The sequence below is a fragment of the Borborobacter arsenicus genome, assembly GCF_003934165.1.
In the GTDB taxonomy this organism is placed as follows: domain Bacteria; phylum Pseudomonadota; class Alphaproteobacteria; order Rhizobiales; family Rhizobiaceae; genus Pseudaminobacter; species Pseudaminobacter arsenicus.
Genome location: NZ_ML133512.1, coordinates 44,257 through 59,870, shown reverse-complemented (window position 1 = coordinate 59,870; position 15,614 = coordinate 44,257). Strand labels below are relative to the sequence as shown.

At 63.1% G+C, this 15,614-nt stretch carries 14 protein-coding genes; 9 read left to right on the top strand and 5 right to left on the bottom strand.

The window, feature by feature from the left end; all coding sequences use genetic code 11:
• The first annotated feature begins 60 nt into the window (after nucleotides 1–60).
• The gene (gene msrB, locus EET67_RS06190; RefSeq protein ID WP_128625357.1) at nucleotides 61–462 is read left to right on the top strand and encodes a peptide-methionine (R)-S-oxide reductase MsrB; all 402 of its coding nucleotides are present in this window, start codon (nucleotides 61–63) and stop codon (nucleotides 460–462) included.
• 37 nt (nucleotides 463–499) lie between these two features.
• Here the strand turns inward: msrB and EET67_RS06185 are convergent, their stop codons facing one another.
• Nucleotides 500–3,265: a hypothetical protein gene (locus EET67_RS06185; protein ID WP_128625356.1), complete on the bottom strand. Its 2,766-nt coding sequence runs from the start codon at nucleotides 3,263–3,265 to the stop codon at nucleotides 500–502.
• Nucleotides 3,266–3,426: 161 nt separating this feature from the next.
• The gene (locus tag EET67_RS06180) at nucleotides 3,427–4,365 is read right to left on the bottom strand and encodes a LysR family transcriptional regulator (RefSeq protein WP_128625355.1); all 939 of its coding nucleotides are present in this window, start codon (nucleotides 4,363–4,365) and stop codon (nucleotides 3,427–3,429) included.
• A 106-nt stretch (nucleotides 4,366–4,471) separates the two neighbouring features.
• Here EET67_RS06180 and EET67_RS06175 point away from each other — a divergent pair, with 106 nt between their 5' ends.
• Together EET67_RS06175 and EET67_RS06170 are read left to right on the top strand one after the other, a co-directional pair.
• Nucleotides 4,472–5,299 (top strand): nitrilase-related carbon-nitrogen hydrolase, encoded by an 828-nt coding sequence (locus EET67_RS06175; RefSeq protein ID WP_128625354.1) that lies wholly within the window; start codon nucleotides 4,472–4,474, stop codon nucleotides 5,297–5,299.
• Between the two features lie 34 nt (nucleotides 5,300–5,333).
• Nucleotides 5,334–6,668: an MFS transporter gene (locus EET67_RS06170; RefSeq protein WP_128625353.1), complete on the top strand. Its 1,335-nt coding sequence runs from the start codon at nucleotides 5,334–5,336 to the stop codon at nucleotides 6,666–6,668.
• Between the two features lie 112 nt (nucleotides 6,669–6,780).
• Here EET67_RS06170 and EET67_RS06165 read toward each other — a convergent pair whose 3' ends face one another.
• The gene (locus EET67_RS06165) at nucleotides 6,781–7,041 is read right to left on the bottom strand and encodes a DUF2312 domain-containing protein (RefSeq protein ID WP_008834845.1); all 261 of its coding nucleotides are present in this window, start codon (nucleotides 7,039–7,041) and stop codon (nucleotides 6,781–6,783) included.
• Between the two features lie 85 nt (nucleotides 7,042–7,126).
• Nucleotides 7,127–8,008 (bottom strand): LysR family transcriptional regulator, encoded by an 882-nt coding sequence (locus EET67_RS06160; protein ID WP_128625352.1) that lies wholly within the window; start codon nucleotides 8,006–8,008, stop codon nucleotides 7,127–7,129.
• Nucleotides 8,009–8,165: 157 nt separating this feature from the next.
• On the opposite strand from EET67_RS06160, the gene EET67_RS06155 reads away from it, so the two are divergent.
• Nucleotides 8,166–9,662, top strand: a complete 1,497-nt coding sequence (locus EET67_RS06155) for a CoA-acylating methylmalonate-semialdehyde dehydrogenase (protein ID WP_128625351.1) — start codon at nucleotides 8,166–8,168, stop codon at nucleotides 9,660–9,662.
• A 369-nt stretch (nucleotides 9,663–10,031) separates the two neighbouring features.
• Nucleotides 10,032–10,343 (top strand): hypothetical protein, encoded by a 312-nt coding sequence (locus tag EET67_RS06150; protein WP_128625350.1) that lies wholly within the window; start codon nucleotides 10,032–10,034, stop codon nucleotides 10,341–10,343.
• A gap of 63 nt (nucleotides 10,344–10,406) precedes the next feature.
• Here EET67_RS06150 and EET67_RS06145 read toward each other — a convergent pair whose 3' ends face one another.
• Nucleotides 10,407–11,099 (bottom strand): GntR family transcriptional regulator, encoded by a 693-nt coding sequence (locus EET67_RS06145; RefSeq protein WP_128625349.1) that lies wholly within the window; start codon nucleotides 11,097–11,099, stop codon nucleotides 10,407–10,409.
• An 85-nt stretch (nucleotides 11,100–11,184) separates the two neighbouring features.
• Between EET67_RS06145 and EET67_RS06140 the strand changes: the two genes are divergently transcribed.
• From EET67_RS06140 to EET67_RS06125, 4 genes are all read left to right on the top strand, one after another.
• On the top strand, nucleotides 11,185–12,078 hold the full coding sequence (locus tag EET67_RS06140) for a dihydrodipicolinate synthase family protein (protein ID WP_128625348.1): 894 nt from the start codon (nucleotides 11,185–11,187) through the stop codon (nucleotides 12,076–12,078).
• A gap of 37 nt (nucleotides 12,079–12,115) precedes the next feature.
• Nucleotides 12,116–13,372 (top strand): NAD(P)/FAD-dependent oxidoreductase, encoded by a 1,257-nt coding sequence (locus tag EET67_RS06135; protein WP_128625347.1) that lies wholly within the window; start codon nucleotides 12,116–12,118, stop codon nucleotides 13,370–13,372.
• 13 nt (nucleotides 13,373–13,385) lie between these two features.
• Nucleotides 13,386–14,387, top strand: coding sequence for a 4-hydroxyproline epimerase (locus tag EET67_RS06130; RefSeq protein WP_128625346.1), 1,002 nt, complete (start codon nucleotides 13,386–13,388; stop codon nucleotides 14,385–14,387).
• Between the two features lie 320 nt (nucleotides 14,388–14,707).
• Nucleotides 14,708–15,610 (top strand): branched-chain amino acid ABC transporter permease, encoded by a 903-nt coding sequence (locus EET67_RS06125; RefSeq protein ID WP_128625345.1) that lies wholly within the window; start codon nucleotides 14,708–14,710, stop codon nucleotides 15,608–15,610.
• Nucleotides 15,611–15,614 lie beyond the last annotated feature (4 nt).

The following is a 15,614-nucleotide window of genomic DNA, read 5'->3' as shown; positions in this document are numbered from 1 at the left end:
TTGACGATAACAGACTGGCAGCCGGGCACGATCCGCTCAAGCCGCCGAAGGAGGCAAAGCATGGACGTACAGACCTATCCCGTCACCCGCACAGAGGCCGAATGGCGCCAGCGCCTGACGCCGGAGCAATATGCCGTCATGCGCAGCCACGGCACCGAGCGGCCGGGAAGCTGCGCGCTGCTGCACGAGCATCGCGCCGGCACTTTCAGTTGTGCGGGATGCGACCAGCCCTTGTTTGAATCCAAGCTGAAATTCGAAAGCGGCACCGGCTGGCCGAGCTTCAACGATCCGATCGACGGGTCCGTCGCCACGACAGTCGATCGCAGCTACGGGATGGTGCGCACGGAGGTTCACTGCGCAAACTGCGGCAGTCACCTCGGCCACATCTTCGAGGATGGCCCGCCGCCGACCGGCCTGCGCTATTGCGTCAACGGCGTGGCGCTGAATTTCCAGCCGGCATAGAACGCAGTCCCCGGACGGCAGGAGCTCTTTTTCGCCGTCATTGCAGGTCGCCCCAGACGATATTCCATCCGCCGCCAGCGGCGCGGCTGAACCGCGCGTCAACGGCTTCGCCGCTGCTCATCTGCCGGGCCATCTGCGAGAGCGTGTTTCCGCCATAGGCCTCGCCACCCGGCATGTTGATCTGGATTTCCTGCGTGAAGGTGCAGCGATACTGGATGTCGGACACCTCGGGAACGCACCCGATCTTGCGCACCGCAATCAGGCGGGCGCCAAATCCCTTCTGCCCGGTGTAGAGGGCTGGAGACGTCAGGCACAACATTGCCTGGACCGGGTCCGAAACCTGACCGGACAGACAGGCATCGTCCTTGGCCGCCTGCTGCGCATTGTAGTCGCGCACCCTTTGCAGGGCGAAACGCGCGATTTCCTCGGCCGTCGGTTCGCCGGGCTGCGGGCTGCCGGAATCGTCCACGATCGAGATCGCACGAACTTCCGCCACCAGCGCGACCTCATCGATGAGGGCGGCATATTCGGGGTATCGGTGAGTTTCCTCAGGTTCGACATAGGCTGCCGCCGTGTTGCGTACGATGGCTTCGGCATCCGGTCCTGTCGCCACCTCCAGAAGCTTCTCGCGAAAGGCCGACTTCACCCCGGCATCGTTGCGGATTTCCTCCAGCCGCGAATAGAGCGGATGCAGGACGCCGGCGCCATCGATCGTGCCGAACCACTCCTCCATCCCCCGCCGGTAGGGGCGGAACCGGCCCATCGCCTCGTTTCCAAGCCTCATGCCCTCAAGCGACATCGGAAGCGTGGCGGCCAGGCCGGCAGCCTCCCGCAGTGGCCCGTCAAGCAGGCTGCGGGCCTTCGCTTCCGCACCCTCGCGCAGCTTGCCCAGGCTCTGATTGTCCAGCCCGGATGCCTGCGCCCGTTTCAGCAGCGCAAAGACGCGGTTGAGGTTCCCCTGCTCGAAGCCGGTTTCCGGCAAGGCTGCCACCTCCGCCAGCAGCATGGCGAGTTTCACATCGTTTTCCCGCCTGGCGATCGCCGCCTCGACCTCCTTGGCCTGGGTATCGGTCAGGTCGCGCCTGCGCTTGGCCATATCCGCGCGCATCCCGTTGATACGATCGAGCCCGGACTGATCCTGGGGCAAGTCGCGCAGTTCCTCCTGCAGGCGCGCCATCCATCCGCCTGTTTCGGTCCGGTCGGCCATCAGCGTGGTCATGCCGGTGAACTGGTGCTCGGTGCTCAGCACGAAATCACCCACCACGCCAACCATCCGCATGCGCATCGCGCTACGGCACGTGTCGCGGATCAACCTCGCCACCGCACCGCGCTCCTCCTGGATGGTCAGCAGGAAGGGCAACCCGAACACCGGCTCGAAAGCCTCGTCGGCGAACGCACCGATCAACCCCGCCAGCACGGCGTCCAGGCTCATGCGGTCGATATTCAATCCCCCCTCGAAGGGTTTGAGCCATGTTTCAAGCACACGGCACTGCGCCTCGCGGGATGGTGCGGCGGCAAGCGCCCCAGCGATCGAGCCGCCGAAATCGATGGGCGGTGCCTCGCCGCTCGCCACGGCTTCCTGCTGCTGTTTCGTCGGCCGCGTGAGCCGGATCGTGTTCTGCAGCGCTTGCGGGCTTCCGGCCGCAGCCGCAACATCGCTCTCGCGCGCCAGCCCCCGCAATTCGACGCTCTCGTTTGAGCCGGCAGACACCAACACCCCGCGCCATTGGCCAAGGGCGTGTCTTACCGGCCCCGAACCGGTGCCGAAGACCCCTGTCGCCTCCCGCCTGGAAACAGGCATCAACAAGAGCCGCCCGTCCTGCTCGACGACCGGCACAAGCGCGAGCCGCAGCCTGTCGCGTTCGGCATCGGGCAGATTTGCTGGATAAGTCGCCTGCAACTCGAAGAAGGGCGGATCGGCATCAGGCATGGCATGCAAGATCACGGAGGTTTCGTTCTGCCGTCCCGCAGTCCCCATCCAGGTGCCGGCCAGCGTCGCTGGCACGGCAACCTGCTGCAACGCACCCTTTCGCTTCAGCGAAACGGTCTCGCAACCGCTCATGCTGACCTGGCCTTCGATGGAGTCCGTTCCGATGTTGCCCGCAAGGCCCTTGAGCTGCGCCTGTGCGCCACCCCGGTCGACCATGAGCGGATTTTCGAGGGTGAGCGAAGTGCCGTCCTGGCGACCGGAAAGGAGCATGAATTGATCGAAGGCCGGGCCTGCTCCGCTGTTGCGCTTCTTGTATATCCGGATATGCCCGAACGCGCCTACGCCATCGCCGTCCGCAATGACCTGCAGTTCCAGCGGGTAGGTTTCAGTGTTGCCGCGCCGGTTCATGCGGCAGCCGATGCCGCCGGCCCAAATGCCGCTCAGCGCCCCGGTCTGGAGCGGCTGCGGCGGCGCCATGGCAGCCGAGCGCTCTGCCTCGGGCATGGCGCGGGCAGCCTTGAAATCCCCCGGCATGCAGGGCGACAACCGGCCTTCGATCAGCCGGTTGTTCTCATTCAGGATTCCGGTGATGCCAAGCGCGGTGAAGCCGTCCGGCCGCTTAATCCATTCGCGCGGAACGAATGTGAAGCGGCGATCCGGCTGGAGGCGGCCAGCCATGCGATAGCTGCCGCTTTGCCCCTGCGCATCGAAAGAGAAGACGCCGTCGAGCAGCCCATCCTTTTCTGAAACCTCGAGCGTCATCGTCGTTTCGATGCCACAATTGTAGTTGCCGCTCCAGCGACCGGCGAGGTCGCTTTCAGCCCGCGCGGGCGTGCTGAAAGCCGATACCGCCCCGGCAATCAGGGCGGCCATTGTTGCGAGGAGACACCCTTTGCCTGGCAGCATGCGAACAAACCCCGAAGCTTGCACGAATGAGACGGACTATGCCGCGCTCTCTAGCACGCGAGCATCGTGCCCGGTCGGTGCTTTTGGCAGTAAAGCCATCATCAAATCGGTCGATGCCGAATCCAGCATCACGCCTTGAGAGCCGAGGGTGTGACTGGTGGTGAAAGCTGGACATCGCCCGCCAACTGCATCTCCACGAAGGAAATGAACTCGCTGGCCAGGGGCGTCTGCCGCCTTGCATCCCAGGCGATGCCGATATCGAACGCCGCCTGCGGATCGCTGACCGGAACTGCAACGACATCCGGCGGCAAGGTTGCGGTGATCGCCGATCCGTAGAGGGTGACCCCGCGCTGCAAGGAAACGAGTTGCAGCAAGACAGGCACGTCATCGGCCTCCTCGACGATCGTCGGCAGGAAGCCGGCGGTGAGGCAGGCGCTGTTGACGAGGGTACGAAAGGTTTCCCAGCGCTTGTTTGTACCCATGACGAATTGCGCATCCTTGACCTCGCTGAGGGCAACGGAACCGCGGTCGGAGAACGGATGGTATCGCGACACCAGAAGCACGAAGCGCTCGGTGACGACACGAAGATGGCTCAAGGGTGGTTTGCAGGCGGCCGACAGCATGAAGCCGAGATCGACCTGACCGCTCTCGATGGCCTGCAACTGCTCGTGCGAGGCCATCTGGTAGAGGCTTACCGACGCCGAAGGCAATGCGTTCCTGAACCTGATCACGATGTCTGCCATCGGGCCATGCGCTGCCTGGGCCGAATAGGCCGCGATTATCTCGCCGGCCTTGCCTGACGCGAGCTGTCGTGAATGGCGAACGGAGCGCTCGAGAAGCTGCATCGCCTGCCTTGCATCGCGCGCCAGAACGGCACCTGCTTCCGTCAGGGTGACCCGACGTGTCGTCCGGGCCAAAAGCTTGTAGCCCAGCTCGGCTTCAAGCATCTGGATGGCACGACTGACCGCCGGCTGCGCGATATTCAGCAGTTCCGACGCCTGGCGGAAGTTGAGCGTATCTGCCACCGCAACGAAATAACGCAGACGGGTAAGGTCAGGAAGCCGCATACATAAATGCTCTGTAGTTATCAATTACGCGCAATTTGATCTTAGACTCCGATAGGGCGTTTCTGTCAAATCCGCCGAATTTGAACAGTTGGAGGATCGTGGCTTCATGACCAGTACAGGCAATCGGGTGACGGTGGCGGCGGCGCAAGTCGCCGGAACGGCGGATATCGACAAGAACCTGGCCGCGATCGAGGCGCTGGCGGCGCAGGCAGCCGGCAAGGGGGCCGAACTCATCGTGTTCCCGGAAGCCGTGATGTATGAATATTCAGCGTCCGCCGAACGTCTTGCCCGCATGGCCAATGAGCACGGCGAGCATTGCGAAAGCCGCCTTGAGGCAATTGCCCTGCAGCACAAGATCGCCATCGTCGCCGGCACCTACAGCAAGGGCGAAGGCCATCTGGCGAGGAACATGATGGTCGCCGTCGGTCCGGATGGCGCCTGGCTCGGCCGTTACCAGAAACTCCATCTCTACGACGCCTTCCATTACAAGGAGTCGGAAAAGAACGAGCCGGCGAAGCTCCAGCCCGATTTCGGCGAACTGGTTACCTTCGATCTCGCAGGTTTCCGCTTCGGCCTGCTCAACTGCTACGATATCCGCTTTCCCGAGATGAGCCGCGCCCTGATCGACCGCGGAGCGGATGTGCTTCTCGTCTCATCCGGCTGGGTTCCGGGTCCCCTGAAGGAATTCCATTGGGAAACCCTGCTGAAGGCGCGCGCGATCGAGAATACCTGCTTCGTCGCCGCATCCTGCCAGCCGGCTCCGTCTTCGGTGGGACTGAGCATGATCCTCGACCCGAACGGCATCCCGGTCAGCACGGTTCCGGCCGGCGAGGGCCTTGCCATCACGACAATCGATACGGATCGCCTCGCCAAGGTTCGGGAAGTCCTCCCCTGCCTTGGACATCGCCGCTACGCAATTGCGCAGCGCGCATGACCGCTGGCAACAACGAAAGAACTGGAGAAAATAAATGTCCGGCAACATAGGGATGGCATCGCCTCAAATGACCGCCACCGCTCAATCATCGGCAATGCGCAGAGTGCTCGGCTCTGCCGCGATCGGCCAATTCGTCGAATGGTACGACTTCGTGATCTACGCCTATTCGGCCGCGATCATCGCAAAGCTTTTCTTCCCCAACACCGACCCCGCGGCGGCGCTGCTGTCGACATTTGCGGTCTATGCCGTCGGCTTCATCATGCGGCCGCTCGGCGGCTTCGTGTTCGGCAGCCTCGGCGACCGGATCGGCCGCCGGCAGGTCCTGTCGCTGGTGATCCTGATGATGGGCGGCGCAACCGTCGCCATCGGCCTTTTGCCCACCTATGCGCAGATCGGCATCATGGCGCCCATCCTGCTGGTGGTCTGCCGCCTGATCCAGGGTCTGTCGGCCGCTGGCGAGACGGTCGGCTCCAACTCCTTCGTGGCCGAGCACGCGCCGGCCGAGAAGCGCGGCCTCTATGTTGCCTTCACCTATTCCTTCGCCAATATCCCGCCCATCGTGGCCGCGCTGTTTGTGCTGTTACTGACCAACATCCTGAGCGGCGACGACTATGCTTCCTGGGGCTGGCGTATCCCGTTCCTGATCGGCGGCCCTCTCGCGCTTATCGGCCTCTATATCCGCAACAAGGTCGATGAATCCCCTGCCTTCAAGGCGACGCAGGCGGCAAAACGCGTGGCTTCCACGCCGCTGCGTGATGCCGTCCAGAGCCAGAAGCAGCAGATGGCCTTCAGCTTCGCGCTGGCCGCCTTCTCCAGCCTCGGCTTTTATACGCTGTCCGGCTATTTCGTGAGCTATCTGACCACGACCGTCGGGCTCGACAGCAACTCGGCCCTGATCTCCAACAGCATTGCGCTGTTCGTCGCCTTCCTGGTGATGATCCTGGGTGGCCGCCTGTCCGACACTTTCGGGCGAAAGCCCCTGCTGCTGGCAGGCGTCATCATCAATGCGCTGGTTTGCATCCCGGCCTATCTGCTGGCATCGCAAGGAAGCCTGCTGTCGGCGGTTCTCGGCCAAAGCCTGCTTGCCTTTGGCTGCGGCCTGTTCTGGGGCCCTGTCGGGATTGCACTCCTCGAGCTCTTCCCAACCCGCACCCGTTTCAGCGCCTCGGCCGTCAGCTACAATATGGCCTATACGATCTTCGGCGGCACCGCGCCCTTCCTCGGCGTGTGGCTCGTCATGCAGACCGGAAGCAAGATCGCGCCGGCAGTCTATATGGCGGTGATTTCGGTGGCTGTGCTGCTCGTGGTCCTGTGCATGCCGGAAACGTCGAAGCGCAGCCTCATTCATGAGGAAGATATCCGCGCCTGATTGCGGACCAGACATTTGAAAAAGGCTCGCCGGTGGCGAGCCTTTTTTGTTGCGGAACAGGAAATCGCCGTCCTGGGCGAAACCTACCCGATCTGAAGGCAGGCGAGGAGGATCACTCCATGCCGAGGGCGGCCTTGTAGAGATCGAGGATCGCCTCTTCTTCCTGGCGCTCGGCCTGGTCCTTCTTGCGCAGCCGGATGATTGTGCGCACCGCCTTGGTGTCGAAGCCCGTGCCCTTCATTTCGGCAAAGACTTCCTTGATATCGTCGGCGATGGTCTGCTTTTCTTCCTCCAGGCGCTCGACACGCTCGATGAAGGCGCGAAGCTGGCCTGCGGCTACGGTCTGGCTGGTTTCGGTGATCTCGTCGGCCAATTTTCGTCTCCGGATGATGGGCCGCGACTCGGGCGGCAGATGGGGTCGGCGTTCGATGCCTTACCGAGGCCGAACGGTCAAGCGTTCAGATGAACAGCGCCCGCGCCTGTTCCACTTCCTTGGTGATGTAGCCGGCCACTGTCTGAATGCGGCGCAGCGGGCGCATCGATTCATGGTAGACCAGCCAATAAGCGCGGCGGATCGGCGCGGCGGCCGGCACCGGCACCAGTTCGGGAATGGAGCGCGCAATGAAGGTATGCAGCATGCCGATGCCCGCACCGCAGCGCACTGCCTCCGTCTGCCCTAGGCTGGAAGAGATCGAGAACCGCGCATCCCAGCGCGGGCTGAATTCTGCGGCATAGTCGAGCGAAGGACTGGCGACCAGGTCTGGCACATAGCCGACGAGGCGATGCGCGGAAAGATCGGCAACCGTCTGCGGCAGGCCGTGCTCTTCGACATAGGCGCGCGCCGCAAACAGCCCCAGCGTGTAGTCGACCAGCTTTGCGGCTACCAGCCGCCCCTCCGTCGGCCGCTCGACTGTGATGGCGATATCGGCCTCCCGCCGCGACAGCGAAAACGAGCGCGGCACCGGGACGAGCTGGATCTTCAGATCGCGGTGAAGTGCCGTCAGCCGGCCGAGCCGCGGCGCCAGGAAGGCCACCCCGATGCCGTCGGGCGCACCGATCCGCACCGTGCCGGAGACCTCCTCGCCTTCTCCCGATATTTCGGCCCGCGCGGTGATCATATCGGCTTCCATGCGCTCGGCGACCTCCAGAAAGCGCTCGCCGGCGGGAGTAAGCTCGCTTCCCGTTGTTAGCCGGCGAAACAGTTTTGTCTTGAGAGAGTCTTCGAGCGCGGCTACCCGGCGCGACACAGTGGCATGGTTCAACTCCAGCCGGCGCGACGCGCCCAGGATCTGGCCGGCGCGGGCGACCGCGAGGAAAATGCGCACATCGTCCCAGTTCATCGGCATCCCCCCAGCCAATATCCAGTTTGCGGCAAATAAAGCGCGATAATGCCAGTATATGATTTTTTGCACAACGGGTGCTTGTCGTCTGGCGTTGCAATAGCCGGTGCAAAGCGGGAGAATGCGACAACCCAATCATCATCCCAGGGAGAAAGCCATGGTCGAATACGGTCATTATATTGGCGGCAAGCACGTCGCCGGCACGAGCGGACGAGACGCCGACGTCTTCCAGCCGCTGGACGGCACGGTGCGCGCCAAGGTGGCGCTGGCCTCCAAGGCCGAGCTTGATGCTGCCGTCGCCAATGCCAAGGCGGCCCAGCCGGCCTGGGCGGCGACCAACCCGCAGCGCCGCGCGCGCGTCTTCATGAAGTTCCTCGAACTGGTGGCCCGCGACAATGACGCGCTCGCCGAGCTTCTTGCCCGCGAACACGGCAAGACCATTCCGGATGCCAAGGGCGACATCCTGCGCGGTGTCGAGGTCGTCGAATTCGCGCTCGGCATCCCGCATCTGATGAAGGGGGAATATACGGAAGGCGCCGGCCCTGGCATCGACCTCTACTCGATCCGCCAGCCGCTCGGCGTGGTGGCCGGCATCACCCCGTTCAACTTCCCGGCAATGATCCCGATGTGGAAGTTCGCCCCGGCGATCGCCTGCGGCAACGCCTTCATCCTCAAGCCGTCCGAGCGTGATCCGGGCGTGCCGATGAAGCTCGCCGAACTGATGACCGAAGCCGGTCTGCCCGATGGCATCCTCAATGTCGTCAATGGCGACAAGGAAGCGGTCGACGCCATCCTCGACCATGAGGATATTTCCGCAGTCGGCTTCGTCGGCTCGTCCTCGATCGCGCAGTACATCTATTCGCGCGGCTGCGCCAACGGCAAGCGCGTTCAGTGCTTCGGCGGCGCCAAGAACCACATGATCATCATGCCCGACGCCGACCTGGACCAGGCCGTCGACGCACTGGTAGGCGCCGGCTACGGTGCTGCCGGCGAACGCTGCATGGCCGTCTCCGTTGCGGTGCCCGTCGGCAAGGCAACGGCTGACAGGCTGGTGGAAAAGCTTATCCCGCGTGTCGAAAGCCTGAAGATCGGCCCCTCGACCGACCCGTCTGCCGATTTTGGCCCGCTGGTGACCAAGCAGGCACTGGAGCGCGTCAAGGGATATGTCGATCTCGGCATCCAGGAAGGCGCCAAGCTCGTTGTCGACGGCCGCGGCTTCAAGATGCAGGGCTATGAAAACGGCTTCTATATGGGCGGCTGCCTGTTCGACGACGTTACGCCTGACATGCGCATCTACAAGGAAGAGATCTTCGGCCCCGTGCTTTCGGTGGTGCGCGCGCATGACTTCGAAGAGGCGGTGCGGCTGCCTTCCGAGCATGAATATGGCAATGGCGTTGCCATTTTCACCCGCGACGGCGACGCTGCCCGCGACTTCGCTTCCCGCGTGCAGGTCGGCATGGTCGGCATCAACGTCCCGATCCCGGTGCCGGTCGCCTATTACACTTTCGGCGGCTGGAAGAAGTCGGGCTTCGGCGATCTCAACCAGTACGGTCCGGACTCGGTTCGCTTCTACACCAAGACCAAGACGGTCACCTCGCGCTGGCCGTCGGGCGTCAAGGAAGGCGCCGAGTTCGCCATGCCGACCATGAAGTGACGCCTGACGCTTCTTAGGTCTGCGCGTCCTCGCCTCCGGCTGCGGGCGCGCGGCAAGGCGCCAAGGAAGGCGCCGAGTTCGCCATGCCGACCATGAAGTGACGCCGCTGGCATCATAAGCTGGCGATCCAAAAGGTAATCATTTGCAGCCGCGGGCCCATCAGCCCGCGGCTTTTGTTTGCTGCTTGCGGCGAACGAAAGCCGTCACCATATAGAACATAGTGGGAACACATATCGTTCCCACTCGAACGACCCGGAACACGGAAAAGGAGCGACGCTATGACGACGTCGAAACCTGAACCGTACCGGTGAAGCGAGGCGGCCGCATGTGCCTTCCTTTGCCGGGACGCGACGGTAAAGGAGGTGCCTCATGGCACGCAAATCACTGATCGTATGGATGAAGGGTGTGCTTGTTGCCGTGTTCGCGGCGGTAAGTCTCAATGTCGCAGATGCGCAAACAGGACCCTGCGTCGACCATTCCGTCCTCGTGGCGCGGCTGGTTGAAAAATATCAGGAACGGCAGTTCGCCTTCGGCCTGATCGGCAATGTGGCGGTGATGGAGATATTTGTCGCCGAAAGCGGCACCTGGACCATCATCGTCACTGACGTGACCGGAAGAAGTTGCATCGTGGCTGCCGGCAACAATTGGGAAAGCACGATGATCGCCGGCGTCGAAGCCTGAGCATAAGCCATTGTCTTACCGTCAGGCATGAGTCCGCTCGGACGAACGGCGGCCAGCAGCAGTTCAGCGCATCGCCGCGGCCTGGGCATGCAGCCGCAGCAGCGACATCAGCCGGTCGGCCTCCACCCCGGCCGCCTCTTCATCCCGCGAAAGGATCGCCCGGATCAATGTGACGTGGTTGCCGGCCGATTCCGCAAGCCCCGTGCCGCTCTGGAAGCGATACCAGAAGCGCCGGCTGTGGGTCTGCAGCGGGGCCGCCACCCGGACAGCGAAATCATTGTCGGCGGCGCGCGCCAGTGCCTCGTCAAGCGACTTGTCCGCTTCCAGGAAACCCAGAACGTCGTTTTCAAGCACTGCATTGTGCATGGCCACAGCCGTCACCTGGAACGGAGCGGCAGCCTCCGCCGTCAGGAACCGCGCGGCCGAACGCGCCAGCACGATCTCCACCCCGCGCCGCGCATCAAGCACCCGCAGCCAGTCGGCCGCATGCAGCGGCGCAATCTCCAGGCCGGCGCGCGGGCGCACATTGATCAACCCCTCCCAGGCAAGCCGCTGGATTGCCTCGCGCACGGGCGTGCGCCCCAGCGACAGCCTCTCTATCAACGCGCCTTCCGTGGTCAGGCTGCCCGGCGCCAGTTCAAGCGTCACGATCATCCGTTCCAGCGCCCTATAGGCCCGAGCCGCCACTGGCACGGCCTGCTCGGCGGCACCGTTAGCCTCGGTTTCCTTCGTTTCCAATGCTGCAATCCCTGACATGATTCATGATATATCAGCTTCGAAAGCCAATTGACATAGGGGATCTAGCTTGATATATCAGTGATATATCAGAGGAGGAATCGTTATGTGGTCCGGAATTTTTCCTGCTGTCACGACCAAATTCACCGAAGACGACCAGCTCGACCATGCCGAGATGGAGCGCTGCTTTGCTCTCCAGCTGAAAGCCGGCTGCGACGGCATCGTCGTTGCCGGATCGCTCGGCGAAGGCCCCATGCTGTCCGCGGATGAAAAGCTCGCCGTCCTGAAGACAGCGCTGTCGGTCGCCGGCGGCAAGCCGGTTCTGATGACCATCAACGAGGCCGCCACCCGCGATGGCGCCGCCATGGCCAGGAAGGCCGCAGCGGCCGGTGCCGATGGCCTGATGGTGGTGCCGAGCCCGATCTACCACACCAACGGCCAAGAAACCGTCGCCACCATGAAGGCGGTCGCGACCGCCGGTGGCCTGCCGGTGATGATCTATTCCAATCGCGTCGCCTACCGGGTCGACGTGACGGTCGACGTCATGGAGGAACTGGCGGAAGATCCGCTATTCGTGGCGGTCAAGGAATCCTCCGATGACATCCGCCGCTCCACTGAGATCATCAATCGCTTCGGAAACCGCTTCGATCTGTTCACCGGCGTCGACAATCTCGCCTTCGAGGCGCTCAGCGTCGGCGCCATCGGCTGGGTCGCCGGTCTGGTCACCGCCTTCCCGCGCGAGACGGTCGCAATCTACCAGTTGATGAAGCAAGGCCGCCGCGACGAAGCGCTTGCCATCTATCGCTGGTTCCGGCCGCTGCTCGATCTGGATGTGTCGACCTATCTGGTCCAAAACATCAAGCTTGCAGAAGTCCACGCCATCGGCACCAATGACCGCGTGCGGATGCCGCGCCTGCCGCTGACCGGCGCGCGCCGCGAGGCGGCGGAAAAAATCATCAGGCAGGCACTCGCCACAAGGCCGGAGCTGCCGGCCTTCTGACGGGAGCGGCACCCGGCATCGGCCAAGGGGAGGGGCGATGGAGTTTGGGAAGGATCGCGCAAATGACATCGCGGTGATCGGCGCCGGCATTGTCGGCATCGCCATCGCAGCGCATCTGGCTGAGGCGGGGCTGCGGGTGGAGGTCATCGACCGCACCGGCATCTGCGAGGAGACAAGTTCGGGCAACGCCGCCGCCTTCGCCTTCTCCGACGTTCTGCCGCTTGCCCAAAAGGGCATGCTTGCCCAGGTTCCCAAATGGCTGGCCGATCCGCTCGGGCCGCTTGCCATCCCACCCGCCTATCTTCCCCGCCTGCTACCCTGGCTCTATCGCTTCTGGCGCGCTGGCGCCCCCTCTCAATATGAAGGCGGCCTCAAAGCCCAGGCTGCCCTGATGAAGCTCGCCGAGGCGGAATGGGCGGAACTGATGGAACGCTCGGGCACCGGGCACATGCTGCGCCAGGACGGCTCGCTGGAGCTTTACGAGAGCCAGGCCGAATTCGAGGCATCCCTGCCCGGCTGGGCGGCCCGCGACCGGTTCGGCATCGAATACCGCCATCTTAAGCAGGAAGAGCTTGCAGCCCATCAACCGGGCCTGTGGTCGGGCTTCGTGCGCGGCACCTTCGTTCCGGGCTGGAAGACCGTTACCGACCCCAAACTGCTTGGGCAGGCGATCTGGCGCCACGCCGAGCAACATGGCGCAAAATTCACGCAGGGCGATGTCGCGCTCGCAATGCCCGCCAAGGGGCATATCGCCATCCAGCTTCGCCAGGGACGCACGATCGCCGCACAGAAGCTGATCATCGCCGCCGGCGCCTGGTCGCATCTGCTGGCGCGGCAATTCGGCGACCTTGTGCCGCTCGAAACCGAGCGCGGCTACAACACCACCCTGCCCGCCGGCGCCTTCGACGTGAAGCGCCAGCTCATCTTCTCCCGCCACGGCTTCGTCGTGACACCGCTGGCGACGGGCTTGCGCATTGGCGGCGCGGTCGAACTTGCCGGCCTCAAGCGCAAGCCCAATTTCGACCGCGCCAAGGCGATGCTGGCCAAGGCAAAGACCTTCCTGCCCGGCCTCGACACCAGCGGTGGGCGCGAATGGATGGGCTATCGCCCGTCACTGCCGGATTCGCTCCCTGTCATCAGTCGTGCCAGCGGCCGCAGCGACGTCTTCTACGCCTTCGGCCACGGCCATCTCGGCCTGACCCAATCGGCTGCAACAGGCGCTTTGATCCGTGACCTCGTTCTCGGCCGCAATCCTGCGATTGACCTCGCACCCTTTTCACCGCAACGTTTCTGAAGTGGCAGACATCATGGCAAGGCATTCCTTCTTCTGCATCGACGGGCACACCTGCGGCAATCCGGTCCGGCTGGTCGCGGGCGGAGGCCCACGGCTCGAAGGCGCCACCATGATGGAGCGGCGCGCGCATTTCCTGGCCGAATATGACTGGATCCGCACCGGGCTGATGTTCGAGCCGCGCGGTCATGACATGATGTCGGGCTCGATCCTCTATCCGCCGACACGCGAGGATTGCGATATCGCTATCCTGTTCATCGAAACGTCGGGCTGCCTGCCGATGTGCGGGCACGGCACCATCGGAACGGTGACCTTCGCCATCGAGCACGGTCTGGTGACGCCAAGGACACAAGGCGTCCTTCGCCTCGACACACCGGCCGGGCTCGTTGTTGCCGAGTATAAGCAGGTCGGCCAGCATGTGGAGGAAGTGCGCATCACCAATGTGCCGTCCTTCCTCTATGCCGAAGGACTGACGGTCGAATGCCCGACGCTGGGCGAACTGAAGGTGGACATCGCTTATGGCGGCAATTTCTACGCAATCGTCGAGCCGCAGGAAAATTATCGTGATATGGTCGACCATTCGGCCGGCGATCTGATCGCCTGGAGCCCCGTCGTCAGGCAGCGGCTCAACGAGAAATACACATTCGCGCATCCGCAGAACCCCGGCATCAACCGGCTGACGCATATGCTGTGGACCGGCGCGCCCGAGAACCCGCAAGCCCACGCCCGCAACGCCGTCTTCTATGGCGACAAAGCCATCGACCGCTCGCCTTGCGGCACCGGCACCTCGGCGCGCATGGCCCAGCTCCACGCCAAGGGACGGCTGAAGGCCGGCGAGGATTTCGTGCATGAATCGATCATCGGCTCGCTGTTCAAGGGCCGCGTCGAAAGCGAAACGATGGTAGCGCAAAAGCCCGCCATCATTCCCTCGATCGGCGGCTGGGCGCGCATGACCGGGCTGAACACGATCTTCATCGATGACCGCGATCCCTTCGCCCATGGCTTCGTGGTGATCTGACAGTGCGGCCGGCAGAAGAGAAACAAATGCCGCCTCACACCATGCAAGTTTTCGTCGTTTTTGCCCCGAAAATCGAGATATTCGTCCATCGGCCACGAAAGTTGTGTTGATTTGTCAAAGACATTGCGCTGTGCCAATGCTAGCTTCCGCGCCGATCCAGCTACCGGGGGAGGAGCATGATCGAGCGATCTGAAGCAGTCTGGACATTTCGTCGGGCGCTCGAGTCAGGACTTTGCAATCCCGTTGCGGGACTTTACGACTAGGGGCAATACGAGAAGGAATGCGCCTGAGAGGCGACATTCCAGGGGAGCCGCATCCATATGGAATATTTCATCCAGCAGCTTATCAACGGGCTGACGCTGGGGTCCATCTATGGGCTGATCGCGATCGGCTACACGATGGTCTACGGCATCATCGGCATGATCAACTTCGCCCATGGCGATGTCTTCATGGTTGGTGCGTTCGGTGCGCTGATCACCTTCCTGCTCCTGCTTGGGCTGTTCTACTCAGTGCCCGTTGCGGTAGCCCTGCTGATCATGATGGTCGTGGCGGCACTGCTGACCAGCCTTTACAACTGGGCCATCGAAAAGGTCGCCTATCGCCCCTTGCGCGGCTCGTTCCGCCTGGCGCCGCTCATCACGGCCATCGGCATGTCGATCGCGCTGTCCAATTTCGTTCAGGTGACCCAGGGCCCGCGCAACAAGCCCATCCCGCCCATGGTCTCGAAGGTCTACACGATCGACACAATCAGCATCTCGCTGAAGCAGATCATCATCGTGGTGGTCACGGCGATCCTGCTGGCGATATTCTGGTATGTCGTCAACCGCACCTCGCTTGGCCGCGCCCAGCGCGCCTGCGAGCAGGACATGAAGATGGCCGCCCTGCTCGGCATCGACGTCGACCGTACCATTTCCATCACCTTCATCATGGGCGCAGCGCTTGCCGCCGTGGCCGGCACGCTGTTCCTGATGTACTACGGCGTGGTGGTCTTCTCCGATGGCTTCGTGCCTGGCGTGAAGGCTTTCACGGCCGCCGTTCTCGGCGGCATCGGCTCCATCCCCGGCGCTGTGATCGGCGGATTGCTGATCGGCTTCATCGAATCCATGTGGTCGGCCTATTTCTCGATCGACTACAAGGACGTGGCCGCCTTCTCGATCCTGGCGATCGTGCTGATCTTCCTGCCCTCGGGCATATTGGGTCGGCCGGAAGTGGAGAAGGTCTGACACC

Excerpts from the sequence above, each read along its gene's own strand:
- msrB (WP_128625357.1), top strand. The coding sequence starts at position 61 with ATGGACGTACAGACCTATCCCGTCACCCGCACAGAGGCCGAATGGCGC.
- EET67_RS06140 (WP_128625348.1), top strand. The coding sequence starts at position 11,185 with ATGTGGTCCGGAATTTTTCCTGCTGTCACGACCAAATTCACCGAAGAC.
- EET67_RS06185 (WP_128625356.1), bottom strand. The coding sequence starts at position 3,265 with ATGGCCGCCCTGATTGCCGGGGCGGTATCGGCTTTCAGCACGCCCGCG.
- EET67_RS06125 (WP_128625345.1), top strand. The coding sequence starts at position 14,708 with ATGGAATATTTCATCCAGCAGCTTATCAACGGGCTGACGCTGGGGTCC.
- EET67_RS06160 (WP_128625352.1), bottom strand. The coding sequence starts at position 8,008 with ATGAACTGGGACGATGTGCGCATTTTCCTCGCGGTCGCCCGCGCCGGC.
- EET67_RS06150 (WP_128625350.1), top strand. The coding sequence starts at position 10,032 with ATGGCACGCAAATCACTGATCGTATGGATGAAGGGTGTGCTTGTTGCC.
- EET67_RS06130 (WP_128625346.1), top strand. The coding sequence starts at position 13,386 with ATGGCAAGGCATTCCTTCTTCTGCATCGACGGGCACACCTGCGGCAAT.
- EET67_RS06175 (WP_128625354.1), top strand. The coding sequence starts at position 4,472 with ATGACCAGTACAGGCAATCGGGTGACGGTGGCGGCGGCGCAAGTCGCC.
- EET67_RS06155 (WP_128625351.1), top strand. The coding sequence starts at position 8,166 with ATGGTCGAATACGGTCATTATATTGGCGGCAAGCACGTCGCCGGCACG.
- EET67_RS06180 (WP_128625355.1), bottom strand. The coding sequence starts at position 4,365 with ATGCGGCTTCCTGACCTTACCCGTCTGCGTTATTTCGTTGCGGTGGCA.
- EET67_RS06145 (WP_128625349.1), bottom strand. The coding sequence starts at position 11,099 with ATGTCAGGGATTGCAGCATTGGAAACGAAGGAAACCGAGGCTAACGGT.
- EET67_RS06135 (WP_128625347.1), top strand. The coding sequence starts at position 12,116 with ATGGAGTTTGGGAAGGATCGCGCAAATGACATCGCGGTGATCGGCGCC.
- EET67_RS06170 (WP_128625353.1), top strand. The coding sequence starts at position 5,334 with ATGTCCGGCAACATAGGGATGGCATCGCCTCAAATGACCGCCACCGCT.